General features: G+C 59.4%; 20 protein-coding genes. 13 read left to right on the top strand and 7 right to left on the bottom strand.

The window, feature by feature from the left end:
- The first annotated feature begins 90 nt into the window (after window positions 1-90).
- Genes murJ through DWB63_RS11625 form a run of 7 tightly spaced genes read left to right on the top strand, consistent with a single transcriptional unit; the run spans window position 91 to window position 6,600 of the window.
- Window positions 91-1,644, top strand: a complete 1,554-nt coding sequence (gene murJ, locus DWB63_RS11655; protein WP_164879868.1) for a murein biosynthesis integral membrane protein MurJ — start codon at window positions 91-93, stop codon at window positions 1,642-1,644.
- The gene (locus DWB63_RS11650; protein WP_128329013.1) at window positions 1,644-2,384 is read left to right on the top strand and encodes a methyltransferase; all 741 of its coding nucleotides are present in this window, start codon (window positions 1,644-1,646) and stop codon (window positions 2,382-2,384) included. The genes murJ and DWB63_RS11650 overlap by 1 nt, the downstream gene beginning before the upstream one ends.
- A gap of 19 nt (window positions 2,385-2,403) precedes the next feature.
- The gene (locus DWB63_RS11645) at window positions 2,404-3,309 is read left to right on the top strand and encodes a C-GCAxxG-C-C family (seleno)protein (protein ID WP_128329012.1); all 906 of its coding nucleotides are present in this window, start codon (window positions 2,404-2,406) and stop codon (window positions 3,307-3,309) included.
- A 3-nt stretch (window positions 3,310-3,312) separates the two neighbouring features.
- A complete protein-coding gene (locus tag DWB63_RS11640) occupies window positions 3,313-4,671 on the top strand; it encodes an AAA family ATPase (RefSeq protein ID WP_128329011.1) in 1,359 nt (452 codons plus the stop codon).
- Window positions 4,661-5,620 (top strand): metallophosphoesterase, encoded by a 960-nt coding sequence (locus tag DWB63_RS11635; protein ID WP_206613159.1) that lies wholly within the window; start codon window positions 4,661-4,663, stop codon window positions 5,618-5,620. Before DWB63_RS11640 ends, DWB63_RS11635 begins: the two co-directional genes overlap by 11 nt.
- Window positions 5,610-5,933: a hypothetical protein gene (locus tag DWB63_RS11630; protein WP_128329010.1), complete on the top strand. Its 324-nt coding sequence runs from the start codon at window positions 5,610-5,612 to the stop codon at window positions 5,931-5,933. The genes DWB63_RS11635 and DWB63_RS11630 overlap by 11 nt, the downstream gene beginning before the upstream one ends.
- Before the next feature lie 7 nt (window positions 5,934-5,940).
- Entirely contained in the window at window positions 5,941-6,600 is a 660-nt protein-coding gene (locus DWB63_RS11625) for a hypothetical protein (protein ID WP_128329089.1), read from the top strand.
- Window positions 6,601-7,010: 410 nt separating this feature from the next.
- Here the strand turns inward: DWB63_RS11625 and DWB63_RS11620 are convergent, their stop codons facing one another.
- Window positions 7,011-7,961, bottom strand: a complete 951-nt coding sequence (locus DWB63_RS11620) for a hypothetical protein (RefSeq protein WP_128329009.1) — start codon at window positions 7,959-7,961, stop codon at window positions 7,011-7,013.
- A 167-nt stretch (window positions 7,962-8,128) separates the two neighbouring features.
- On the opposite strand from DWB63_RS11620, the gene DWB63_RS11615 reads away from it, so the two are divergent.
- Window positions 8,129-9,265 carry an efflux RND transporter periplasmic adaptor subunit gene (locus DWB63_RS11615; RefSeq protein WP_128329008.1) on the top strand — a complete coding sequence of 379 codons (1,137 nt, stop codon included), beginning with the start codon at window positions 8,129-8,131 and terminating at the stop codon, window positions 9,263-9,265.
- Window positions 9,265-12,501: an efflux RND transporter permease subunit gene (locus DWB63_RS11610; protein WP_128329007.1), complete on the top strand. Its 3,237-nt coding sequence runs from the start codon at window positions 9,265-9,267 to the stop codon at window positions 12,499-12,501. Before DWB63_RS11615 ends, DWB63_RS11610 begins: the two co-directional genes overlap by 1 nt.
- A 165-nt stretch (window positions 12,502-12,666) precedes the next feature.
- Here DWB63_RS11610 and DWB63_RS11605 read toward each other — a convergent pair whose 3' ends face one another.
- Window positions 12,667-14,031 (bottom strand): NAD-dependent succinate-semialdehyde dehydrogenase, encoded by a 1,365-nt coding sequence (locus DWB63_RS11605; RefSeq protein ID WP_128329006.1) that lies wholly within the window; start codon window positions 14,029-14,031, stop codon window positions 12,667-12,669.
- Window positions 14,032-14,303: 272 nt separating this feature from the next.
- Between DWB63_RS11605 and DWB63_RS11600 the strand changes: the two genes are divergently transcribed.
- A complete protein-coding gene (locus DWB63_RS11600; RefSeq protein ID WP_128329005.1) occupies window positions 14,304-15,698 on the top strand; it encodes a peptidase U32 family protein in 1,395 nt (464 codons plus the stop codon).
- A 134-nt stretch (window positions 15,699-15,832) separates the two neighbouring features.
- On the opposite strand, the gene DWB63_RS11595 is transcribed toward DWB63_RS11600, so the two are convergent.
- Window positions 15,833-16,693 carry a PHP domain-containing protein gene (locus tag DWB63_RS11595; protein ID WP_128329004.1) on the bottom strand — a complete coding sequence of 287 codons (861 nt, stop codon included), beginning with the start codon at window positions 16,691-16,693 and terminating at the stop codon, window positions 15,833-15,835.
- Window positions 16,694-16,880: 187 nt separating this feature from the next.
- Here DWB63_RS11595 and DWB63_RS11590 point away from each other — a divergent pair, with 187 nt between their 5' ends.
- From DWB63_RS11590 to DWB63_RS11580, 3 genes are all read left to right on the top strand, one after another.
- Window positions 16,881-17,069 carry a Trm112 family protein gene (locus DWB63_RS11590; protein WP_128329003.1) on the top strand — a complete coding sequence of 63 codons (189 nt, stop codon included), beginning with the start codon at window positions 16,881-16,883 and terminating at the stop codon, window positions 17,067-17,069.
- A gap of 133 nt (window positions 17,070-17,202) precedes the next feature.
- A complete protein-coding gene (locus tag DWB63_RS11585) occupies window positions 17,203-17,616 on the top strand; it encodes an Hsp20/alpha crystallin family protein (protein WP_128329002.1) in 414 nt (137 codons plus the stop codon).
- A 12-nt stretch (window positions 17,617-17,628) separates the two neighbouring features.
- Entirely contained in the window at window positions 17,629-17,997 is a 369-nt protein-coding gene (locus DWB63_RS11580) for an Hsp20/alpha crystallin family protein (protein WP_128329001.1), read from the top strand.
- A gap of 81 nt (window positions 17,998-18,078) precedes the next feature.
- Here the strand turns inward: DWB63_RS11580 and DWB63_RS11575 are convergent, their stop codons facing one another.
- From DWB63_RS11575 to DWB63_RS11560, 4 genes are all read right to left on the bottom strand, one after another.
- Window positions 18,079-18,744 (bottom strand): response regulator transcription factor, encoded by a 666-nt coding sequence (locus DWB63_RS11575; protein WP_128329000.1) that lies wholly within the window; start codon window positions 18,742-18,744, stop codon window positions 18,079-18,081.
- A gap of 1 nt (window position 18,745) precedes the next feature.
- On the bottom strand, window positions 18,746-21,601 hold the full coding sequence (locus tag DWB63_RS11570; RefSeq protein WP_241648819.1) for a PAS domain S-box protein: 2,856 nt from the start codon (window positions 21,599-21,601) through the stop codon (window positions 18,746-18,748).
- A 121-nt stretch (window positions 21,602-21,722) separates the two neighbouring features.
- Window positions 21,723-23,180, bottom strand: coding sequence for a hypothetical protein (locus DWB63_RS11565; RefSeq protein WP_128328999.1), 1,458 nt, complete (start codon window positions 23,178-23,180; stop codon window positions 21,723-21,725).
- Between the two features lie 6 nt (window positions 23,181-23,186).
- Window positions 23,187-23,446: biopolymer transporter ExbD (locus DWB63_RS11560; RefSeq protein ID WP_164879866.1), on the bottom strand; the 260-nt coding region annotated here is incomplete at its 5' end.

The raw sequence follows: 23,446 nt of genomic DNA, 5'->3' as shown, positions 1-23,446 counted from the left end.
ATGAATTATTCCAGAGTGAAATGGAAATCTCTATAAAAGATCTAGACAATTGGACATGTATGATTTCAATGGGTTGCAAAACAGCTCAAAATGGGAATAAAAGTGAGTAAGCACGGTAGAAGCATAGTGAAAAATGCCGCTGTGGTGGCTGGCGCGACCCTGGTTTCACGTATCTTGGGGTTTGTTAGAGACATCATCGTGGCCTTTGCCTTGGGGGCCGGGTTGTTTGCCGACGCCTTTTTCGTGGCCTTCCGCATTCCGAACCTGTTGCGCAGGCTCTTTGGTGAAGGCTCGCTGACCATGGCGTTTATACCTATTTATTCGCGGATTATGGAGGACGAGGGCGAAGAGGCTGCCCAGGCCATGGCCCGTTCGGCCATGATCTGGCTCGTGGCGGTACTCGTCGGCATCACCGTGCTGGTGGAGTTGCTGGCCCGGCCTCTGACCATGGCCATTGCCCCCGGTTTTCTGGACAATGCCGAACAGTTCAGGGTGACCGTTGACCTGGTCCGCATCTGTTTCCCGTATGTCATATTCATTTGCGGAGTGGCCCTGTGCATGGGCATCCTGAACTCCCGCAACCATTTTCTTGCTCCGGCTCTTGCCCCGGTGGCCTTGAATGCGGCTTTGATCGGGGCCGCGCTGTTCGGTTATTTCACCGGTTTTAATGTGGCTTATTCCATGGCCTACGGTGTGCTGATCGGTGGCGTGGCCCAGTGGTTCCTGCAACAGCCCTTCCTGACAAAGGTGGGTTTCTCCTGGCGCGGTTCGTGGTCCTGGCACAACAAGGGTGTGGCCCGCATGGGACTGCTCATGCTGCCCACGGTGTTCGGGGCCGCGGTCTATCAGATCAACATCCTGCTCGGCACCCTGCTGGCTTCGTTTCTGCCGGTCGGGTCCGTGTCCTATCTCTATTATGCGGACCGGCTGGTGCAATTCCCGCTCGGGGTGTTCGGGATCGCGGTCAGCACTGCGGCCCTGCCGTCCCTGTCCAGGCTGGCGGCCAAGGGCGAGATGGAGGAGTTCGACGGGACCATGTCCTCGGCCATGGGGCTGACGCTGTTCATTGCACTGCCTGCCGCAGCAGGGCTTGTCGGGCTGGCAGAACCGATCATCGGCCTGCTTTTCGAGCGGGGCGCGTTCACGAGTGAAGCCGTGGCGGCCACGGCCTCGGCCCTGGTGGCCTATGCCGTGGGCCTTCCCTTCATAGCCCTCTCCCGTCCCCTGGTGGCGGGCTTCTATGCCCTGGAGGACACGCGCACCCCGGTCAAGATTGCCGTGGCCTGTCTGGCCGCCAACATCGGTATAGGCGTTCTGCTTATGCAGTTCATGGCCCACGTGGGCCTGGCCCTGGCCGTCAGTCTCTCATCGTTGCTCAATTTTACGCTGTTGTATCTGCTTCTGGCCCGCAAGCGAGGCTCCCGAATACTGCCTGTGGTTGCCGCCCTCAAGATAGGGGCGCTCGCAACGCTCGTCGGCTGGGGAGCTTATGCAAGTGCCGGGTGGCACCCCTGGTGGCTGTTGCTCATCCCTGTGTGGATCGTCGTGTATGTCCTTCTGGCCTTCCTGCTCAGGCTGGATGAGGCCCGCCTGTTCGTGGAACTGATTCGGTCCAGGGTGCGGCGTAAGCTCAGGGGCGCGTGATGAACTCCATTGATACCCAGGCAATCCTTGAGCGGCGTGAGTTTTTTCCGCGCGGTCTGGTCCAGCCCGAAAACGGCTTCCGTTTCTCTCAGGATTCGCTGCTTCTGGCCTGTTTCGCCCATGCCGGTCGGGGTCAGCAGGGCGTGGACCTGGGCTGCGGTTGCGGGGTGGTTGCCTTGGGAATGGTGCTTCGTCAGCCTGATTTGTCAATAACTGGATTGGAGATTAATCCAGAAACTGTAATAGTTGCCGAAGAGAATACGGTTAATTTGCATCTTACCGATAAGTTTACGGTGCAGCAGGGTGATGTGGCGGGTTGGCGGCCGGAACGGGTGGTGGATTTTGTGGTGTCCAACCCTCCATACCGTGAGCTTGGCAGGGGGCGGTCGAGCCGGGATCAGGACCGCAAGACCGCGCGCTTCGAGGACGCGGCCACCTTTTCCCAGTTTGCCCGGTGCGCGGCCCTGGCCCTCAAGACCCGAGGCAGGTTTGCCTTCGTGCATCTGTCCGAGCGGTTGCCCGAATTGTTGGTCCAGGTGACGGAAGCCGGGTTGACGCCCAAGCGCATGCGCCTGGTCCATGGCCGGGCGGATGAAAACGCCAAGATTGTGCTGGTGGAAACAATGAAGGCCGGGGGCGCTGGCCTCAAGGTGGAGCCGCCGCTGATACTGCATGAAGGCCGGGGGAAAGAGACCCGGTTGACCGCACAGGCCGTGGAATTCTGTCCGTTTCTGAAGTGATAAGCCGGAGAAAAAGGGTATGGCGAGCGAGTATGTGAACAACAGGATACACGAGTTGTTTGGCGATGGCGGGTTGCTGTGCGCAGAATCCGTGGTCAAGGTGATCGCCGAAGCAGGAGGCAGGGAGTCGGACGACCTTACTCGTGCGGCCACCGGATTTTGCAGCGGTGTCTCGCGTACCTGCGGCCAGTGCGGCGTGGTAAGTGGTGCCGTCATGGGCATCGGGTTGTATGCGGGCCGGGCCGAACCGGGCGGGGATCACGAATCCTGCTATGCCATGGTCCAGGAATTCCTGGCGCGGTTCAGCGAGCAATACGGTTCCAGCAACTGTTTTGAGCTGATCGGATGCGACTTCACCACGGTGGAGGGCAAGGAGCGCTATAAAGCCAATGATCTCAAGCGGGAATGTCGCAGCATGGCCGTTCACGCCGCTGAATCCGCCCTTTCCATTCTCCGGGAACACGGCTACCTTCCTGCAGAGGATGCTTTCATCCGGTCACGGCTGGCGCCATGTGGGCTCATGTGCGGCAAATGTGTCGCCTTTTCGGACGGTCCGGTCCGGCACTTGGGTTCGGAATTGCGGCGTGAACTGGGACCGAACTTCAGCGGGTACGCCCGGCGATTCGAGGGGATGAACCCGGTTTTCAAGAAGTATCCCGTCTTTGCCGAACTGCTCGACTTTTTGGCCTCGGGGTCGTGCGCCGGATGTCGGGAGCAGGGATGTCTGTTCCAGGCCTGCAAGGTCGCCCCTTGCGTCAAAGAGCACGGGGTGACGTATTGCTTTCAGTGCCAGGAGTTCCCCTGCGACCAGCATGGCATGCCGGAGAGGCTGGCCGGAATCTGGCGTGGGAACAACGAGAAAATGCAAACGTCCGGCGTGGACGAATGGTTTCGGAAACTCAAAGATAAGCCAAGATATCCATAAATAATGATTGAAAAAATCATAATCGATAATTTTATGGCTCACGAACACACCGAGATGGAACTCGGGCCGGGCGTGACCATCCTGACAGGCAGCAACAACACCGGGAAATCCGCTGTGGTGGAGGCGTTGCGCTGCGTGGCCACCAACCCTGCCCGCAATCCCAACCCCGCCTTGTACATCCGTCACGGTGCCAAGGAGGCGCGGGTGGAGGTCGTGCTGGACGACGGCACCAGAGTGGCCTGGGTCCGTACCAAGCGGTGGGCCATGTATGAGCTGTGGACGCCGGGTGCCGAGGAACCGGAGGAGTACCACAAGCTCCAGGGCAGGGTGCCCGAAGATATATCCAAGGCCCTCAGGCTCGATCTGGTGGAACTGGAGAACGGCAAGGATCCCGTGGACATCCATATCGGCAATCAGCGTGAACCTATTTTTTTGCTCAACAAGTCCGATTCGGCCATGGCCGCCTTTTTCGCTGCGTCCACGGAAAGCGCCCATCTGCTGGCCATGCAGAACCTGCTCAAGCGCCGGACCCAGGACGCCAAGCGGGAGGAGCGCGATCTGGAGATTCGGGTTCAGCGGATTTTCGCTGAAGTCGACGAACTCTCGCCCCTGCCGGACATCGAGTTGCAGATGGAAACGGTCCAGGAGCTGGAACAGGCGGCCATCACCCTTGAAAGTGCGGTTCCGGCTCTTGAATCAGTATTGGCCGAGCGTGGAAATTTGACCGTAAGCGTGCAGAGAGCTTCGGCTGCCGCAAGGGTTCTTGCAAAGACCGGCGCGCCGCCGAAACTCAATCAAGTCAGTTCGTTGAATGGTGCAATTCACTCCATGTCCTTTGCGGAACGGCAGCTTGCAGCGGCCCGGAAAACCAGGGCCGTTCTGGCTCCCCTGGCAGGTCTGCCCGAGACCGAGGACACCGGTTCCCTGCTCCGGCTTGTTGAATCCGTCTCTGCCAAGGGACGGGTTTTGCGGAAGGCTGCGGATCAGAAGACCGTCCTGGATGGTCTGGTTGATGTTCCCGCCAGGGAAGAATCAAAGGAACTCGCTGATTTTTTGGATGAATTCATAGCCATGTACTACCGCCACACCCGTCTGGCCCGATGGGACGAGCTTTTGCGGAATGTTGCGGAACCACCGTTGCCGGAACCGGTCGGCGCATTGGGCGCAACCGTTGCCGAACTGGCTGCTCTCGAAGCCGGGTTGGGTGAGCGACAGCAGATGCTGGATGGATTGGAGAAAGACTTGCGGGAAATTGTGGATGCCATGGATAGGCGCATCAAGGAGTTCGGCTGCTGCCCCACCTGCGGCGGCGATCTGACAACCGCAACCTTCCTTGATCACGGGTGCCGACATGATGCTTGACAGGATACGGGGCAAAGGACTGTTCATGGTCGCGGACCCGCATCTGGCGGACCATCCGCCGGGCCAGCGCCTTGTTGGTTATCTCGAGCAGATCATGAGCAAGCTTGCGGCCTGCCTGGACCGTGCAGAGGCGCTCGGCATGGTTCCGGTCATCCTGGGGGACCTCTTTCACTGGCCCCGCGACAACTCCAACAAGATGCTTGTGGATTTGATCCGGCTTTTCGCTGCGCGCACCGGCGATGGGGCGGTCTGGATACTGGTCGGCAACCATGACAAGTACCAGTCCCGGTTTACCGATGACGTGTCCCTTGCGGTCTTGGAGACGGCGGGCGTGGTCCGGCTCATGAAGGAAGGCGGCCCTCAGTTCGTGCTTGAGACCGGGCAAGGACCGGTCATGGTCTGCGCCAGCCCGGACGGCACCCCTTTGCCCAAGGGGTATGACCGCGAGGAGGGTGATCCGGAAACGGTCATCTGGCTCACCCATCATAATATCCAGTTTCCCGAGTTCATCGAGCGGGCCTATTCCATCAAGGAACTGCCCGGCATCGACTGGCTGGTGAACGGGCATATCCACCGCCCCCAGCCGACCGTGGTCAAGGGACAGACCGTCTGGGCCAACCCCGGCAACATCACCCGGCTGACCTTTTCCCGGCGGTCCATGGAGCGCGAGCCAGCCGCCGCCATCTGGACGCCCGGATGCTCCGAGCTGGAGCGGTGGGTCGTGCCCTTTCTCCCCTTTGATCAGGTCTTCCCGGATCAGGAGCTGCCGCCGGAGGAGCAGGAGATCGAAGGAGAATCCAATTTCATCAAGGGGTTGGAGCGGCTTGCGTGGCAGCGGACCCATGAGGGGACCGGCCTGAAGCAATTTCTGGAAGAAAATTTGAGCAACAAGACCCCGGAAGGCAAACTCATCTGGGAACTCTATGAGGAGGTCATACATGGTGAATAACAACCCCAACCAAACAGGGACAAACAGGGATTCCCAGGTGGAACGGGAGCTTAATGAGCTGCGGGAGCAGTATGAGCGACTGCGTGACCGCAAGGTCCGCACCGAGGAGGCCGTGGCCCAGCTCTCCCACCAGTTGCAGGCCTTGAAAACCCAGGCCGAGGCCGAGTACGGGACCAGCGATATCAAGGCTCTGCAACAGTTGTTGGAGGATAAGAGGCAACAAAATGAAGAGGTTGTTGCCAAGTACCGCAAGCATATCCAACAGATTCAAACCGATCTCGCCGAGGTTGAGAACGCGGTGGAGGGAGACTAGCGTGCCCCTGCGTCAGGAGTTGATTGACCTTCGCGAGGCGCGCAGGCAGGCCCAGGGCCGCATACACCGCCTGTCCGCCCTGGCAGAACGGCTGCACTCCGAACACGGGCGGGTGCGCCGGTCCCTTGCCTCAGTACGGGACTTTCTGGTCCTTGCTCCCAAGGCGCGGGATACCCTGGAAGAGTTGTCCACGGCCCTGTTCGGCAAGATCCTGGACGAGGTGGAGGCCAACCTAACCCACGCCATCCGAGAAATCCTCGGTCAGGACCGGGTGGTCGTGTCCGAGCGCGAGGTCAAGTCCAATCGGCTGCACATCCATTTCCTGATCCGCAACCAGGGCCGCGAGGATGAGATAGAGGACATCATGACCGGCCAGGGCGGTTCTGTCTGCAACATCTTGTCCGTGGGGTTGCGGCTCATTGCCCTGTCCCAGCTGCCGGAAGCGAATCACCGCCCCTTCCTGGTCCTGGACGAGCAGGACTGCTGGCTCAAGCCCGGACTGATCCCCAAATTCATGAAGCTGATTCAGGAAATCGCCGTGCGGCTGAACTTGCAGCTCCTGATCATCAGCCACCACCCCCTGGACCTGTTCGCCGGGTCAGCAGACCGTATCTTCGAACTGGTGCCCGACAGAGAGGCCGGGGCCGTCATCAAACGGGTCAAATAACCCTCCTCATCCTTGGTTTTCGTTTTGCCGGGTATGGACATTCGCCTTTGGATGCTTATCTTATGTATGTCCAAAAGTGACCATAAGGAAAAAGCCCGCAAGGGATTGGCCCATGACATATTGCAGGATAACCTCAACGGAGGGTGAGACCCGTTAAGCCACATAAAACCATATATCAGCGAAACGAGTCGCTCTTAGCAAAACATTAGTGTGCGCATGATACCCACGGCTGAGGGGAAAACAGCCAGGGATCTCCGGGAAATCGGGCAGCGCACTTTTTTTGCGGCCTTGGGCCATGAGCCAGTGCCGCGGAAAGCCATCTCCGGCTGCGGAATGCGCATGGGGACTGGCCTTTTTTTGCGCCTTGCGTCAGCCCCTTCCCGGCTGGAAAAATCCTTACATCCGAATGGCTACAGCGTGGGATTGAAGGTCAGGTACACCACGAAGACCGCCAGTGAGACCACGGTGTTCACGGTCAGCACGTTGTTTACGTACCGCCGTTCCTCCCGGTCCTCGGGCCGCATGAACAACGGGACGATGAACGGCGGCGGCAGGATGAGCATGGTGAACAGCCCGGCCTGGAAAGCGGGGTGCAGGTGGAGCATGTCGCGCAGGAACCAGGCGTTGAGCATCAGGGCCAGGGGGATGAGGCAGACCATGCGGAAGGCCACCGTGGCCAGGACATCGCGCAATCCGTGGGCCTCCAGCCTGAATCCGTACCCCACGATGATCAGGATCAGGGGGATGGTCATTTGGCCGGTAAATTTCAGGGTGGCCATGGCCCCGCCCATCACGGGCCAGGCGTAGAGCGGTTCGCGGGCGCCCAGCAGGTTCAGGGCCACGCCGAGCATGATGGCGATGATGGGCGGCGCCTTGAGAAAGGCCGTGGCCAGTTTGGTCACGTCCCGGACATTGTCCCTCTTTATCAACAGGATGGACAAGAACGGGAACCAGATGAAGAATTCGTGCCCCAGGCCGATGACCGCGATATAGCCAATAGCCTCCATGCCGTAGGACGTGCCGAACAGGGATACGCCGAGCATGCCGAACTCGAACCCGGTGACCAGCAGCGGGAAATAGGGGTGGTTGATCTTGAAAAGACGCTGCACTCCCCAGCCCAGCCCGTACATGACCACGCATAATCCGAAGATGACCCCCATGACCGCCAGGTAGGATATTTTGAGTTCCAGATTGAGGAACGAAGTGAACAGGACCGAAGGCAGGGCGATGTTCACGGCCAGCCATTTGAGGTCCTCCACCGTGGATTCCTTGATCCACTGCCGTTTCCTGAGCTGGTTGCCGAGGATGATCAGCAGCAGGATGGGCAGTACCTGATTCAGGGTGACGGAAAAATGGTCCATGGAGTCCCTCGCGGAGTGATTTGGTTGTCGGAATATCTTCAATAGCCTTATTTTCGGGCCAGGGCAATTTGCCCCGCGGTCTCAATGCACAGGTCCTGGCCGTGAAAACCTTGGCTCGCGTGAGTTGACCGTGGCGGACGCAAAGCCTTTTGTGTTAAGAGAGGCGCATGAGAAAGATAATCATGAACATGTTGTCGATTGTCGTGGTTGTTGCCTTGCAGGCGGGCTGCGGTTCGGACCCGGCCCCCACCGGACAGAAGGGGATATTGGCTGAACCGGAAAGCACGGCCACAGCCGAGCTGACCACATTGCCCCGGCTGTACGATGCCGTGGGCACGGTCCAGGCCAAGACCGACGTCCGGGTGGAGGCTCAGGTGACCGGCAGGGTGCTTGAGGTTCTGGTGCGGCCCGGCGACAAGGTTGCCAAGGGCGACCAGCTTGTGGTGCTGGATGACCGGGCCTCCCGAACCCGTCTTGAACGTTCCCGCCAGGCCCAGGCTTCTGCAACCAGCATGACGGGGCAGGCCAAAGACGCCCTGGCCTCGGCCAAGGCCGCCCATGACAAGGCCGAATCAACCTATAGGCGCATGAGCCAGCTTTTCGAGCAGAAGGTGGTCACGGCCGAGGAAGTGGAAAAGGCCGAATCAGACTACCTTCAGGCCAAGGCGGGGTTGAATCAGGCCGAGCAGGGCGTGACCGCTGCCCAGGCACGGGCCCGCGAAGCAGGCAAACTGGTTCAGGAAGCCGAGATTGATTTGGGGTATACCACTGTCACGGCCCAGGATTCCGGAGAGGTCGCCAGACGGCTGGCCGAGCCAGGTGATCTGGCCTTTCCCGGCAAGGAGCTGCTGACGCTGCATACGGGCGGTTCCCTGCACCTGGAGGCCATGGTGCGCGAATCGCTCATAGCCCAGATCAGGCTGGGCCAGGCCCTGGCCGTCAGGGTGGACGCCCTGTCCGGTGACGAGCCCCTGTCCGGCGTGGTGGAGGAGATCGAGCCTCTGGCCGATCCCCTGACCCGTTCCTTCCTGGTCAAGGTCCGTCTGCCCGAGCGCCCCGGACTGTATCCCGGCATGTTCGGACGGCTCATGGTTCCGTTGGGCGAGGAACAGACGGTGCTCGTTCCCGAGGGGGCGGTCGTCCGCGTGGGGCAACTGGAGACGGTCATGGTCAAGACCGAGCAGGGCTGGCAGCCGATGTACGTGCGCACGGGCCAACTCGTGGACCACCGGGTGGAGATCCTGTCCGGCCTGTCCGGCGGCGAGGTCGTGGGCATCGGTCCGGCTGCTGACGGAGGCCGGTGATGGGTGCGGATTCCACGAAGGTCACCGGTTTTCTGCCGGCCATTGTCCGATATTTCCTGACTTCGCAGATGTCGATCATCCTGGCCATGGCCGCGCTGTTGATGGGAATCGCCGCCATCATGGTCACCCCGCGCGAGGAAGAGCCGCAGATAGTGGTTCCCATGGCCGATGTCCTGGTCCAGGTGCCGGGCGCTTCCGCAGAGGAGGTGGAAAAGCTTGTGACCACGCCTCTGGAGCGGCTGCTCTGGCAGATTGACGGGGTGGAGTATGTTTACTCCATGTCCAGCAAGGACCGGACTGCGGTCACGGTCCGGTTTTTTGTGGGCGAGGACCGCGAGGATTCGCTCATCAAACTGCACAACACCATCCTCAAGAACCAGGATCTTGCTCCGACCATCGTATCCGGCTGGGTGGTCAAGCCCGTGGAGATCGACGACGTTCCCATCGTGGCCCTGACCCTGCATGCGGAACACGGATATGAGGACCGCTATTCCGACTATGATCTGCGGCGCATGGCCGAGGAACTCTTCCACCGGCTGGCCGAGGTGGAGGATGTCTCGCGCATTTCCCTGCATTCAGGGCGGTCGCGCGAGGTGCGCGTGGAGGTGCAGCCCGATCGCATGGCCGGCTTCAACGTGTCGCCGCAGGAAATATTCCGTGCGCTCAAGGGGGCTGACAGCTCCCTGTCCGCAGGCCGTTTCGTGGTGCGCGACGTGGAGACCCAGGTGGTCAGCCAGTCCTTCCTGCTCAAGGCGGACGATGCCGCCTCCCTGGTGGTGGGCGTGTTCGGCAACAAACCGGTCTACCTGCGCGACGTGGCCGAGATCATCGACGGCCCGCAGGAACCGGCAAGCTATTCGCGCATCGGCTTTTCCGATGTCTATATGATGGACATCAAGCAGCAGGCCGAGACCGTGTCGCGTCCGGCCGTGACCATCGGCCTGGCCAAGAAGAAAGGGGTCAATGCCGTGGCCGTGGCCGATGCGGTCATTGCCAAACTGCGGGAACTGGAGCGCAAGGTCCTGCCGCAGGGGGTGACCGCCACCGTGACCCGCAACTACGGGGAAACCGCCCACGCCAAGGTCAATGAACTGCTCTCTTCCCTGTTTTTTGCCGTCATCACCGTGATCGCCCTGCTCGCCTTTACCCTGGGCTGGCGCGAAGCCCTGGTAGTGGCCCTGGCCGTGCCCATGAGTTTTTCCCTGGCGCTCTTTGTCAACTATCTCTTCGGCTACACCATTAACCGGGTGACCCTGTTCGCCCTGATCCTGTCGCTGGGGTTGGTGGTGGATGACCCGATCACCAATGTGGACAACATCCAGCGGCATATCCGCATGGGGTTGCGCACCCCCCTTGAGGCCACCCTCCATGCCGTGAAGGAGGTCCTGCCGCCGGTGATCATGTCCACACTGGCCATCATCGTTTCCTTTACGCCGCTCTTCTTCATTACCGGAATGATGGGACCCTACATGGCTCCCATGGCCGCCAACGTGCCCCTGACCGTGACCTTCTCCACCGTGGCCGCCCTGACCGTGGTGCCGTGGATGGCCTATCTGCTGCTTCGAAATCGTGCCCCTGACCGGGCTGGACAGCAGAAAAAACCCGAAAAGAAAGTCAGTTCCCGCCTCCAGGCTGCCTATGCAAAGGTCATTACGCCTTTTTTGGAAAAGGCGCGTCATCGCCGTTTGCTGTTGTTTGCCATACTTGCGGGTCTCGGCCTGTGCGCGGGATTGGTGCTCCTGCGCCTGGTGCCGCTCAAGATGCTGCCCTTTGACAACAAGAATGAGCTTCAGCTCCTGGTGGACATGCCTGAAGGCACCACGTTGGAACGGACCGACAGGGCCGTGCGTGATTTTGAGGCGTACCTCCGCTCGGTGCCCGAGGTGACCAACTTCGTCACCTATGCCGGGTCGCCCTCGCCCATGGATTTCAACGGCATGGTCCGTCACTATTATTGGCGCGAACAACCCAATTTTGCCGACATTCGCGTCAATCTGGCCGACAAGGCCGACCGGGACATGCAGTCCCACAGTATCGGGCTCAGGTTACGCAGCGATTTGCAGGCCATTGCCCGAAACCATGGCGCGATACTCAAGCTCGTGGAGGCTCCCCCCGGCCCGCCGGTCATAGCCACCCTGACCGCCGAGATATACGGTCGGCCCGGTCTGGATTACGGGGCGCTCATACTCGGTGCCAAGCATGTGGAATCGCTCATGGAGACCCTGCCCGGCCTGGTTGATCTGGACGATTCATCGGAAACGTATCGGACAATGATCGATTTTGTTTTAGATAAGGAAAAGGCAGCCTTGCATGGAGTCAGCACGGCCGATGTGGTGGAAACCCTGCGCCTGGCCCTGACCGGCACCTCGCCTGCTTCGGTGCACATGGCCCATGAACGCCAGGCCCTGCCCGTGCGCATGGTCCTGCCTGTTTCCCTGCGTACCGGCCCGGACGCCCTGGGCGAGCTGCGCATGAAGACCGCGTCAGGGAGCATGGTCCCCCTGGCCGAACTGGGCAGTTTTCGCGAGGTTCCGTCAGCACAGCCCATCTACCACAAGAACCTGAAGCGCGTGGCCTATGTTTTCGCCGACACCGCCGGGGTGCCGCCGGGCGAGGCCGTGCTCGACCTCAAGGCCAGGCTGAAGGCTGACCCCTTGCCGCCCGGCGTCGAGGCCGAATGGGCTGGCGAGGGAGAATGGAAGATCACCCTGGATGTGTTCCGTGATCTCGGCCTGGCCTTTGCCGCCGCCCTGATAGGCATCTTCATCCTGCTGGTGGGGCAGACCGGCTCGTTTGTCATGCCGCTTTTGATCATGTCCGCCATCCCCTTGACCATGCTCGGCATCCTGCCCGGATTTTGGCTGCTCAATCTTGTTGCGGGCGGCACTGTGGGCGGTTTTGGCGATCCGGTCTTTTTTACGGCCACGTCCATGATCGGCATGATCGCGCTGGGCGGCATCGTCATCCGCAATTCGCTGGTGCTCATCGAATTCATCCAGTCCGAAGTCCAGGCGGGCAAGCCGCTCAAGGAAGCCATTGTCCAGTCCGGGGCCGTGCGTATGCGCCCCATCGTGCTGACCGCCCTGACCACTGCCCTGGGAGCCTGGCCCATCACCCTGGATCCGATCTTCTCGGGCCTGGCCTGGGCGCTCATCTTCGGGTTGGTGGCATCGACGCTGTTCACGTTGGTGGTCGTGCCCAGCGGATATTACGCCCTGTACGGAGGGAAGGAATAGGGGGAGCGCCTCAAGCATCCCATCGCCCGCTGCGTTCGGGGCGGGTGTTTGACCAACCAGCTCGCACACCAACCGCGAAGCGGCACCAAAAAGTTCTGAAGGGGGAGTCCGGAGGGGGAAACTCTTTCAAGAGTTTCCCCCTCTGGCCGCCGGAGGCATTCTTCACTAGCCTATGCAGATCGGTTTGACGTTGACGAATTCGCGGATGCCGTAAGTGCCGAGTTCGCGACCATAGCCGGAGTTGCCCACGCCGCCGAAGGGCAGACGGACGTCGCTGCGGACCAGGCCGTTGATGAAGACGCAGCCGGCGGTGATGCGTGTGGCGATGGCAAAGGCTGCTTCCTCGTCCTGCGACCAGACCGAGCCCCCCAGGCCGAACGGCGTGTCGTTGGCCAGATCCACGGCCTCGTTGACCGAGGATACCCGGAAAATCATGGCCACGGGGCCGAACAGCTCCTCTTGGCAGACCGCGGCATCTTTGGGGATGTCGGTGATGATGGTCGGCGGATAGTAGAATCCGGGGCCTTCGGGCAGGGTTCCGCCCATACGGACGGTGCCGCCAGCCTGCACGCAGCGGTCGACCTGTTCCTGCAATTCCGAGCGGAGGGCGGCCGAGGACATGGGCCCCATGTCCGTGTCCTCACTGAGCGGATCACCGACCTTGAGGGCGGCCATGCTGGTTTCCAGGCGGGAAAGGAAGTCGTCGTATATCTCGTTGAAAACGATGAAGCGTTTTGCCGCGATGCAGGTCTGGCCGGTGTTGCCGCATCTGGACAGGGTGGCGACCCTGACGGCCTCGTCGAGGTCCGCATCGGGGAGCACCAGCAGGGGGTCGCTGCCTCCCAGCTCCATGACGGATTTCTTGAGCCGGGCTCCGGCGGCAGAGGCTACTTTCTTGCCTGCCGGTTCGCTTCCGGTCAGGCTGACCGCGAATACGGACGGGTGGTCCAGCGCGGCTTCCACCTGACGCGCGCCGATGAGCAGGGTGCGGAAGGCATTTTTCGGGAAGTCTGCCTCCCTGAACACCTGTTCGATGGCCAGGGCGCATTGGGGCACGTTGGAGGCGTGTTTGAGGACCACGGTGTTGCCTGCCATGAGGGAGGGCGCAGCAATGCGGAAGACCTGCCACAGGGGGAAATTCCACGGCATGACCGTGAGTACCGTGCCCAGCGGCTGGAAGGTGATGAAGGCCTTGCGTCCCGGCCCTTCCACAGGCTGCGGGGCGAGCATGGCAGCGCCTTCCTCGGCGTAATATTCGCAGACGGCGGCGCATTTTTCGACTTCGCCCTTGCCCTGGCGCACGGGTTTGCCCATTTCGAGGGCCATGAGTTCGGCCAGATGTCCGTTTTGTGTGCGGAGCGTTTCAGCGGCCCGCCGCAGACAGGCGGCGCGTTCGTCGAACGCCGTTGCCTGCCATGTTTTCCAGGTCGTTGCCGTGGAGGCCAGGATGTCTTGGGTCTGTGCGGAATCGTATTCGTCAAAGGTGGCGAGCACCTGTCCCGTAGCCGGGTTCAAACTTTGGATGGTCATGAAGGACTCCTGTATAGGTCAAAGAAGCATGGATCGCAGATGTCATCTGCCGAATGGAGCGGCTGGTGACGGTCGGCATGAAGCGCAATGGGGACGGGAACCGCCTTGGAGGCAAGGGTGTTGTCCACGATTGCTTGGCTGTATCGTACGGCGGTCGTGCCAGACAAGCCTTTTTATGCCGAAAAAGGCGTCATTCCCCGGGAGATTGGAACATCCCGGCAGAACGCGATTCACCTCTGGCGGATCGATCTTGTTTCATGTAGTCTCGCCCCATGCCCAATGCTCGTCCTTTCAGACCGGAACTCCTTGCCCCTGCGGGCGACATGGAGAAGTTGCAAACCGCCATTCTGTATGGTGCGGACGCTGTCTATCTGGGCGGCGAGGGGCTGAATCTGCGTGCCGGAGCCGGAGGGTTTGACAAGGAGAGTCTTTCCATCGCCATTCAGCGGGCCAGAAAGGCGGATGTCAAGGTCTACTACACCTTGAACGTATACCCGCGCCAGTCGCACATGAATCAGGTCCGGGAACACATCGAGGCCCTGGGCGAACTGAAGCCCGACGCGGTCATTGCCGCTGACCCCGGCATCATCCGCATGCTCAGGCGGGAATTGCCCGAAATCCCGGTGCATGTCTCCACCCAGGCCAACACGTCCAATGCCGAAGCTGTCCGGTTCTGGCGGGAGAACGGGGCCAGACGGGTCAACGTGGCCCGGGAACTGCGCTCCGGCGAGCTGTCGGAGATGCTGGATACGGTGCGCAAACAGATGCCCAATATGGAGCTTGAGGTGTTTGTGCACGGTTCCATGTGCATGGCCATATCCGGCCGATGCTATATGTCCGCCCTGCTCAACGACCGACCCGGCAATCTGGGCGAATGCTCCCACCCCTGCCGGTACGAATATCGACCGGCTTCCATCACCTTTGAGGAGCGCACCCGACCGGGCGAAAAGATGTGGGAAATCCGCGAATACGGTTCGGAGACGGACGATTTCATCTTTGACGCCCCGGAGGATTTCACCTTTTCCCCGCTCGATGATGAAGACCCCGTGCCTGAGCCGGTGGCCGACCCGGCCTTGTCCCTGGCCCTGGACACGGACTCCTGGACCAAGTTTTTTGCGGCGGAGGATCTCTGCCTGCTCCATTACCTGGAATGGTTCATGCGCATGAAAGTGGCCTCCGTGAAACTCGAAGGCCGGACCAAGAGTTCCGCCTATCTTGCCCAGGTGGTGGACGCGTACAAGACCGCTCTGGTGGATGCCGCTGCAGGCCAGTTCCAGCCTGAAAAATACCTTTCAGAGCTGGTCAATGCCGCCACCCGGCCCTTGACCACCGGGTTCTTTGACCCGGCAAACCGGGGTGTCATCGCCCAACCGCCCGATCCCGGCGAAAAACGTTCGGTTCTGGCCCGCATCCTCACCCCGCTGGCTTCAGGCCGCTGGCTGGTTCAGACCAAGTCCCGCTGGACCACATCCGATGACGTTGAACTGCTCATCCCGGGACTTATCCGTCCCCGTCTTTCCGCAGAAGATTACGGTCTGGAAAACGACCACGGCACGGGCCTGGACGTATCGCATCCCGGCCAGCGCGGTGTGTTCATTTGCGACTATCCGGGCATCAAGGCCGGCATGTTCATCAGGAAACCCTGGAATATGGACGGCGAGGATTAGGGAACGGGAGATCGATTCGAACGGAAGCCCTTGAGCACATATTCGCCTGCAACATCACCCGATGCCGGCATACTCTTCAAGTATCCCGGGAAAAGACATCAGACCACCTCCTCTTTTTCAAAGGAAAGGATGCTCTAGACGGGCAGTCCCTTGGATTGGCGGTCCTTCTTCATGATATCCAGCAGTTCCGTGGGCACGTGCAGGCTGCCCTTGCCGACCCCCAGGCGTATCTTGGGCTTGTTTGCGCCGTGGAAGTCGCTGCCTCCGCTCTTGAGCAGGCCGAGCCGGTCGGCCATTTCCGCATAGGCCTTGGTGTCAGCGTCCGAGTGTTCGGGGTAGTACACTTCCATGCCGTCGAGACCGAGTTTCATGAGGTCCTTGATGACCTCTTCCGTATCTCCATGGCTCAAGTTCATGGCAAAGGGATGGGCCAGAATGGAGGTTGCGCCAATGGCGTTCAGGAGTGGGAATGCCTGCTCGGGCGTGAGTTTGCGCTTGGGCACATAGGCCCTGCCGTTGTCGCCGAGCCAGACCTTGAAGGCCTCGTCCATGGAGGAGACCACGCCCAGTGCAATCATCTCCTGGGCGAAATGCGGACGGCCGATGGTTCCCTTGGCGCGGGCGGCCACGTTTTCATACGTGATGTTCACGCCCAGCGAGCGGAGTTTGTCCACGATTTCATGGTTGCGGTTGGCGCGTCCCTCCTGGACCCAGTCGTAGGCCTTTTGCAGCTCCGGGGCCTCTTGGGGCAGCCACAGGGCGACCACATGAATCCAGCCTGCGCCTTCGGGCGATTCCAGGCTGAGTTCCGAGCCGGGGATGACTTCGATGCCGTATTTTCTCCCTGCCTCAAGTGCCTCGGATACGCCTTGAAAGGTGTCGTGATCGGTGATGGCCACGGCGGCGAGGCCGGATTCCTTGGCCAGCTTGACCAGTTCGGTGGGGGAGAGCGTGCCGTCGGAAGCGGTGGTGTGGGTGTGCAGATCTATGCTCATGATATGTGTCTTGTTGTTTGGTGTGTCTTTTTCAAGCGTTTTCAACAAGAATGGTACAGCCTCGCGGGCTTCAGGTAAAGCGAGAAACCCTGGCACGGAGCGGATGCGCTGGGCCCTGCCTGATCGTCGGGCGAATATTGCCAATTGGCGAACCAAAATGTAGTCTGGAATATGCAAGGAGAAAATCATGACACTGAAGAAAGAACTTTTGGATATTCTGGCCTGTCCCAAGTGCAAGGGGACGTTGACGTTCAAGCCTGGTGAGGACGGCCTGGAATGTGCCGCCTGCGACCTGGTCTATCCCGTCAAGGATGATATACCGATCATGCTGGTGGACCAGGCTGTTCCCGGAAAGGAGTGGGCCGGCTCGAAATAGCGGATAAACACCCTTGACGTCTTGATGCTCCGCACCCGATTTCGGGTGCGGAATTTTTTTTCCACAGACGGACTTGACGCCAAATGAAACGTGCCTATTTTCATTTTGAACCAATGAAAAGGAGGTGCCGTTCATGGTTATCGATTTCAATACGCTGTATAATTTCCCGTCCAGATTGGACCGTGTGTTTGAGGAATTCCTGCGGTCACCCATGGGTGACGACAGGCGTATGGCTTACCCACCACTCAATTTAAGCAATGACGACGAGCATATTTACGTCCGCGCGGAAGTCCCCGGAGTCTCCATGGACGACGTGGAACTGACCCTGACGGACAAGACCCTGGTCATGAAGGGCGAACGCAATGTGCCCGAAGGAAAATACTTCAGACAGGAACGCCAGAAGGGTGTTTTCCACAGGGTTATAAACATTGCTGTGCCGGTGGACAGGGATAAGGTGACCGCTTCCATGAAGGACGGCGTCCTTACAGTGGTCCTGCCCAAGTCCGAGGAAATCAAGCCGCGCACCATCAGCATCGACGTAGGATAGAAGGAGGGTGTCATGAGCGAAGTCATGAAGAAAGAAGACAGGCAGGAACTGCCCCGTTTCCGTCCGGCCACGGACATCCTGGAGCGCGAAGACGGATTCCATATATTCATGGACATGCCCGGCGTCAGCAGGGAGAATCTGGCCATCGACCTTCAGGAGGGCGAACTGACCATCTCCGGCCAAGCCGGCCTGGATCGCAGCCCGGACGAAAAATTCGTGGAAATGCAGTTCGGCGAGTGCGAATACGTCCGCTCCATTTCCATAACGGATATCGTTGACCGGGAACGGATCAAGGCCAACCTTGAAAACGGTGTGCTGGAGCTGTATCTGCCCAAGGTGGAAAAGGTTCAGCCCAAGAGGATTACCATCTCGGCAGGATAGGATTCTGTCAGCCCTTTTTCCAAAGCCAAGCCCCCTGACAGCAATTGCTGTCAGGGGGCTTGTTGTTGTCTGCCGTGATTTCTAGATGGCCCAGGTCTCGATATCGATGAGTCCGAGTCTGGCCGCGTACCGGACCAGTTCCACCGAGCTTTTCAGTCCGAGTTTCTTCATCAGGTTTGTCCGGTGGTTCTCCACGGTCTTGGGGCTGATGTACAATTGTTGTGCGACTTCCTTGGATGTCAGGCCTTCTGCCAACATGCGCATCACCTCCTGCTCGCGGGGAGTCAGGGTGGAGTAGGGGTCGTCCTGTTCGCTGGCGGAGTCGTTCTTGCTTTGGAGCAGCTTGAAGATCACCTCCTGGGACAGGCCCTTGTCCAGAAAGAGTTCTCCCGTGGCCACGGTGTTCAGGCCGAGAATGAGTTGGGCCGAAGCCGACTCCTTGATCATGTATCCCGTGGCTCCTGCCCGGAAGGCCTCCACGATGTAGTCTGCCTCGGAATGCATGGAGATGATGACGAATCGAGTTTCGGGCAGCTCTTCCTTGAGTTCGCGGATCATCTGAATGCCGCTCTTGTCAGGCATGGATATGTCCACCAGCATGATGTCGGGCCGGTGCGTCCTGGCAAGCTGGATGCCCTCCAATCCGTTGCCGGCCTCGGCACAGACCGAAAATTTGTCATCCCGGCTGATTATGGCCTTGAGTCCCTCCCTGAAGAGGGGATGGTCGTCGACGATCATGATGTTCATGTTAACCCTGCCTCCTGGCGCTATCGATTGGAACTTTAAATATGATCCGGGTCCCGGTTCCGGGTAGGGATTGGATTTCCATTGAGCCGCCGATCAGGCGGGCCCGTTCTTCCATGCTCCGCAGCCCCATGCGTTTTTCAGAATCACTTGTGGTCAAACGTTCCTGTACCAGGAAGCCTTGCCCGTTGTCCTCGATGCGGATGAGGATATCGGGGTGACTTTTGACGAGGCGGATGGTGGCTGTCTTGGCCCTGGCGTGCCGGGCAATGTTCCTTACCGCCTCCTGGACCATGCGGTAGATGTTGATTTCCGTGTCAAAGTCCAAGGCAATATCCTGAATTCCTGTGGAAAAAAAGTCAACGTCGAAAGAGTGCCTGCTCCCTGCCTCCGTGCAGAGGTTCTCCAGCGCCTTCACCAGACCCAGTTGGTCCAGGGCAGGGGGCCGCAGGCCGTAGGCGATGTCCCGAACAGAGGCGATGGCGCCGCGCAGAACGTGCATAACGGTAATACCCCGTTTGTGAAGCTCCAGGTCGACGCGGGAGTGACCGTCGAACAGGGTTTCCATTCTCAGCATGAGGGAGGAGAGGTCTTGAGCCACATTGTCGTGCAGGTCGCGGGCAATGCGCTGGCGTTCGTCTTCCTGCACGCGAATTATCTCTTGGGTCAGGGACAGAATGCGTTCCTGGGCCTTGCTCCGTTCTTCGGCTTCGGCCTTGAGTTGGGTGTTGGCTTCGGACAGTTCCGTTGTCCGCTTCTTGACCCGGTCCTCCATCTGTCCGTGGGCTGTCAGCAGTTCCGCTTCAAGAGCCTTATGATGCGTGACGTCGGTCAGGATGGCCATCTTCGCCTCTCTGCCTTCCCACATGATGGGCTTGACGTTCAGCATCACCCATCGGACCTGTTCGTGCCTGGTGATGATCCTGAATGATGCGAATGCCTCTTTTTCCTCACCGGCCGTCAGGCCCGCAAGCTGGTAGTTGAAGGATTCCCTGTCCTGGGGATGGACCAGCTCCGGGAGATGCATTTCTTTCAGCTCATTCAGGGAGTATCCGACGATTTCCACCATGCTTTCATTGATGTAGATGGGCTTGCCGTCCTGCTGGACGACAACGCCTTCCTGCGAGTTTTCCGCCAGCACTCGGTAGCGCTCCTCGGAATCCATGAGTGCCTGCTCGGCTCGTTTTCGGGGTGTGACGTTGAGCAGGGAAACGATGACGCGTGACAGTGTATCCTTGAATTCATCAGGTACGAAGAAGTGGACCATCACCCAGATGGTCTCGCCGTGCAGGGTGCGATTGGTGATCTCGCCGCAGTATTCGCAGCCCCCGGAAGCGAGCAGGATCATTTCTTCGGTAAAGGCGGCCATGGAACTGTCGGTCAGGACTTTTTCCAGGTTGCCGAGCAAGTCCTCCTTGGATGAGGCGCCGAGCAGGTCCAGGGTGGCCTTGTTCACGTCCACCACCGTGACCAGGGTGGCGCAGTAGGCCAAGCGGTCCGGGTTGTCGTAAAAGAATTGGCGGAAATCGGTGACGCCCCCTGCCTTGAGCTCGTCGAAATACGTCTTGAGGCGGGAAAGGTCTTCTTCCCATAGGGAGATGGGTGAATCCTCGAAAAGAGTGCGGAACCTGGCTTCGCTCTTGGCCATGGCGATCCTGGTTTCCCTGCGCTGGGTAATGTCGCGGGATACTCCCTGGTATCCGTTGGGCTGGCCTTTTGCATCGAACAACCGTTTGATCACGGTATCCACCCACAGTGTCTCGCCGTTCTTGAGGAGGAACTCCATTTCCACCTGGTTTATCAGGCCGAATTCGCCTCGGGCCTCGGCCTTGCGCCGTTGCTCCTTGGCCCGCTCCATGGCTTTGGCGGAGCCGGGGGTGAGTATTTTTGTCAGCGGAATATCTTGAAGTTCCTCAAAGGAATACTCCAGGATGTCGACAATGGACGGCGTGGCATAGGTCAGTTTGTAGTCGTCGTCCATGGTCCAGATGATGTCCGTGATGTTCTCGGTCAGGAAGCGGTATTTTTCTTCACTGGCCCTGAGCAGTTCCTCAGCGTGTTTGCGGGCGGTGACGTCTGTGGCAATGCCTTCGATACCGAGGGTTTTTCCGGCATTGTCTTTGAGCAGGACGACCCTCTGGCTGGCCCATCGGGGTTCACCGGATTTGTGGATGAACTGGAATTCATATTCCGGCCTGACCTCGCCCCTGAGCAGTTCTTCGAAGGTTTCCTGAAAATAGCCCTGCCAGTCCGGATGAATGATGTTTCTGATGAGCAGAGGGTTTGCATCATACTCCTCCAGGCTGTAGCCCGAAAAGCGTTCCACCGAGGGACTGAGATAGTCGTAGGTTCCTTCTGGGAGTTTCAGCCGGAAAAAGATGTCGCTGGAGGAGTTGGAGATGAAATTCAGGCTTTCCCGCGCTGCTTCCATGTCGGTTCTGGGCCTTTCGAGGTCGGGGGCGTTTTGATTGATGGAGATGGCGTGGGTGATTTCGCCCGAACCGTCCGGTATCGGATCGAATCGGCTTCTTATGTTGTGCAGCTGCCCGTTCTTGGAGCGGATACCGTATTCACCCTGCCAGTGCCGACCGGCGGCAATGGCAGGCTCTACCTCGTTTCGGTATATTTCCAGCGTTTTTTTCGGCAAGACGGTTTCCATAGGAGTGCGCTGAAGTTCTTCGATGGGATAACCCCATAATTTTGTGTAGGCTGCGTTGCCGTACAGGGGCACGAGTTTTTTGTCGTGAATGGAGACAGCCATTCCCGTGGCATCGATCAGTCGTCGAAAGAGGTGCGGATCATTGTCCAGGTTGCGGGCGAAGGGTTCTGTTTCCAGGCGGGTTTTGGACGCTTTTTTCACGGTATATCCGGCGCAGTGGAAATGGTTTCAGAAGATTTGCAACAATAGTATTACCCTACCGCAATCGTTTGCCGATGGGAAGGCTGGAAAGGAAATCTCCTGCATCTTTGTGGCCGGGAGGTTATTTCAGGGTCTGAATCCAGGAAAGTGCCACCGAGGCATGGTCGTCGGTGACCTGTTCAACCCAGCCCGATTGGTCGCCTTGGGCGTTGAGCACTTCCTGGCTGGCTTTGAGAGGAGCCTTGATGATGGAGAAAGGCTGCTTGTTCTTGTCACGCAGCGCTTCCAGATCGCGGACAAGGGGGGCCCATCTGGTTATGTTTCTGCCGGTGATCAGCCACAGCACCGGAATGTCCAGAGCGGTCAGGACGTTTCGGCCGGGGACATCTTTGACATCCATGGAGTCGGTGAGCAGGCAGATCAGGTATTTCGGATGCGCCTGCACGGCTACCTCAATGGCAGCGGATACGCCCGGTCCATTGCCCCAGATGCCGACTTGTCCGGCATCAATGTGGGGGTGGTTGGTCAGATATTCGAGTCCGGCCAGGGTGTCCTGAACCAGTTCGTCAGTGGTGCCGGGGGCTTGTTCCTCGTCGTTGCACCCTCGGGGTGTGAAGGTCAACGTGGCCAGGTTCTGCATGGACAGGGTTCGGGTGAACCCCTGGACAAGACCCGGGTCCACGCAGTCGGGTCCGTGAATGACCACCACCCCGGCGTGGCCCTCGTCATAGGGGGGGCGGGACAGGTTGGCCTGTATGTTGCCGGCCGGCCCTTTGAAGGAGACCTCCTCCTCCCTGACGTGCACCTTGATGGGGTAGTGGGCGATGCGGTCGTCGTCCGTGAGCAGGATGAACCGTTCGATACGGTCGTTCTTGGCCAGGAAGGTGATGGAGCCGGTGACCGGTTCGTCCGCGTACAGGGACGGCCCGATGGTGTAGACGTATTTGCCGAAGGCCTGTTTGAGTCGGCGCAGGGTCTTGTTCTTGGAGTCGTAAATCAAAAACCGGCCGTACTTGGTGTTCCGGGCGTCGATAATGGAGATGGTGCGGTTGTCCCGGGTCTTGAACTGACCGGAAAACTCCTTGGAGGAGTAGGAAAAATAGTCGCCCATCAAGGCCCGTCCGAAGCGGGCCTCCGCTCCTCTGTGTACGGTGAAATCTTTGCGGACGATGATCTTTTTCGGTTTGCCGTCCTCTGCCAATTCCACTTCGGGCGGCAGGGTCTTGACCGGGCTGATCTCCACCACGTCCGGTTCAGGCTCGGGTTCTGGCACCGGTTCCGGTTCGGGCGCAGGTGCGGGCGGGGGAGGCGAATCGTCGAGGACCACGGTTTTGTCCATGGGCAGGGGGGCGGCTGCGGGCAGTTCCTCGGTTTCGGCCTGGTCGGCCACGGGTTCGGGGGGCGGCACAGGCAGGGGGGCAGGCATGGGAGTGATGATTTCGGGTTCCTGCACTTCGGCCAGGTCCACCTCCATGAGTTTTTCCAACGAAAACGGTTCCAGGTCGATTGATTGCATCAACCCGTACACCAGCACGGCGTGAAAGAGGATGGAGAGAAACCAACTCAACGCCTTTCGCATGGACTCCTACTCTTGGCCTTTCTTTTTCCGGTCAATGGGCTGTTCCGCAACAATGCCCAGCCTGTCGATGCCGGCGGCCTTGATTTCGCCCATGACCTGAACCACCGTGCCGTAAGGCACCTCCTTGTCAGCGCGCAGAAAAAGCTGCTTTTTCTGTTTGGATACCAACCGCTTGAGGTGCTCTTCCAGTTCGTCCAGGCCCACCTGGTATTCGTCAAGGAACAGGGTGCCGTCCTTTTTCACGCTGAGCACCAGATGCTCGGAAT

It is taken from the genome of Pseudodesulfovibrio sp. S3, assembly GCF_004025585.1.
Taxonomy (GTDB): domain Bacteria; phylum Desulfobacterota; class Desulfovibrionia; order Desulfovibrionales; family Desulfovibrionaceae; genus Pseudodesulfovibrio.
This window is presented reverse-complemented; position numbering and strand designations above follow the sequence as displayed.

What these genes read in the sequence shown, in the direction of transcription:
- DWB63_RS11605 (WP_128329006.1), bottom strand. Translation starts at nt 14,031, where the DNA reads ATGACCATCCAAAGTTTGAACCCGGCTACGGGACAGGTGCTCGCCACC.
- DWB63_RS11620 (WP_128329009.1), bottom strand. Translation starts at nt 7,961, where the DNA reads ATGGACCATTTTTCCGTCACCCTGAATCAGGTACTGCCCATCCTGCTG.
- murJ (WP_164879868.1), top strand. Translation starts at nt 91, where the DNA reads ATGGGAATAAAAGTGAGTAAGCACGGTAGAAGCATAGTGAAAAATGCC.
- DWB63_RS11640 (WP_128329011.1), top strand. Translation starts at nt 3,313, where the DNA reads ATGATTGAAAAAATCATAATCGATAATTTTATGGCTCACGAACACACC.
- DWB63_RS11575 (WP_128329000.1), bottom strand. Translation starts at nt 18,744, where the DNA reads ATGAACATCATGATCGTCGACGACCATCCCCTCTTCAGGGAGGGACTC.
- DWB63_RS11610 (WP_128329007.1), top strand. Translation starts at nt 9,265, where the DNA reads ATGGGTGCGGATTCCACGAAGGTCACCGGTTTTCTGCCGGCCATTGTC.
- DWB63_RS11635 (WP_206613159.1), top strand. Translation starts at nt 4,661, where the DNA reads ATGATGCTTGACAGGATACGGGGCAAAGGACTGTTCATGGTCGCGGAC.
- DWB63_RS11650 (WP_128329013.1), top strand. Translation starts at nt 1,644, where the DNA reads ATGAACTCCATTGATACCCAGGCAATCCTTGAGCGGCGTGAGTTTTTT.
- DWB63_RS11645 (WP_128329012.1), top strand. Translation starts at nt 2,404, where the DNA reads ATGGCGAGCGAGTATGTGAACAACAGGATACACGAGTTGTTTGGCGAT.
- DWB63_RS11615 (WP_128329008.1), top strand. Translation starts at nt 8,129, where the DNA reads ATGAGAAAGATAATCATGAACATGTTGTCGATTGTCGTGGTTGTTGCC.
- DWB63_RS11630 (WP_128329010.1), top strand. Translation starts at nt 5,610, where the DNA reads ATGGTGAATAACAACCCCAACCAAACAGGGACAAACAGGGATTCCCAG.
- DWB63_RS11580 (WP_128329001.1), top strand. Translation starts at nt 17,629, where the DNA reads ATGAGCGAAGTCATGAAGAAAGAAGACAGGCAGGAACTGCCCCGTTTC.
- DWB63_RS11590 (WP_128329003.1), top strand. Translation starts at nt 16,881, where the DNA reads ATGACACTGAAGAAAGAACTTTTGGATATTCTGGCCTGTCCCAAGTGC.
- DWB63_RS11595 (WP_128329004.1), bottom strand. Translation starts at nt 16,693, where the DNA reads ATGAGCATAGATCTGCACACCCACACCACCGCTTCCGACGGCACGCTC.
- DWB63_RS11585 (WP_128329002.1), top strand. Translation starts at nt 17,203, where the DNA reads ATGGTTATCGATTTCAATACGCTGTATAATTTCCCGTCCAGATTGGAC.
- DWB63_RS11565 (WP_128328999.1), bottom strand. Translation starts at nt 23,180, where the DNA reads ATGCGAAAGGCGTTGAGTTGGTTTCTCTCCATCCTCTTTCACGCCGTG.
- DWB63_RS11600 (WP_128329005.1), top strand. Translation starts at nt 14,304, where the DNA reads ATGCCCAATGCTCGTCCTTTCAGACCGGAACTCCTTGCCCCTGCGGGC.